Below are 506 nucleotides of genomic sequence, written 5' to 3' on the forward strand. Positions count from 1 at the left end.
CCAGATCCCCCGCCGCCTCGTAGGCGCGGGCGAGGTTGTTGCGGGAGATCAGGGTGTGAGGGTGGTCGGCGCCCAGCACCCGCTCCCGCTCGGCCAGCGTGGCCTCGTGCATCGGGATGGCGCGGACCAGATCCCCCGCCGCCTCGTAGGCGCGGGCGAGGTTGTTGCGGGAGATCAGGGTGTGAGGGTGGTCGGCGCCCAGCACCCGCTCCCGCTCGGCCAGCGTGGCCTCGTGCATCGGGATGGCGCGGACGGGTGGTCGGCGCCCAGCACCCGCTCCCGCTCGGCCAGCGTGGCCTCGTGCATCGGGATGGCGCGGTCCAGATCCCCCGCCGCCTCGTAGGCGCGGGCGAGGTTGTTGCGGGAGATCAGGGTGGGAGGGTGGTCGGCGCCCAGCACCCGCTCCCGCTCGGCCAGCGTGGCCTCGTGCATCGGGATGGCGCGGTCCAGATCCCCCGCCGCCTCGTAGGCGCGGGCGAGGTTGTTGCGGGAGATCAGGGTGGGAG

Annotated in this window: 2 protein-coding genes; both read right to left on the minus strand. The window is 74.3% G+C overall.

All coding sequences use genetic code 11. From position 1 onward, the window contains the following. Nucleotides 1-238, minus strand: a 238-nt coding sequence (locus Q9G87_RS60460) for a tetratricopeptide repeat protein (RefSeq protein ID WP_371826033.1), incomplete at its 3' end; no start/stop codon positions are given. Beyond that, nucleotides 175-506: tetratricopeptide repeat protein (locus Q9G87_RS60465; protein ID WP_305925707.1), on the minus strand; the 332-nt coding region annotated here is incomplete at its 5' end. The genes Q9G87_RS60460 and Q9G87_RS60465, both read right to left, overlap by 64 nt.

It is taken from the genome of Nonomuraea turcica (genome assembly GCF_030718205.1).
GTDB lineage: Bacteria > Actinomycetota > Actinomycetes > Streptosporangiales > Streptosporangiaceae > Nonomuraea.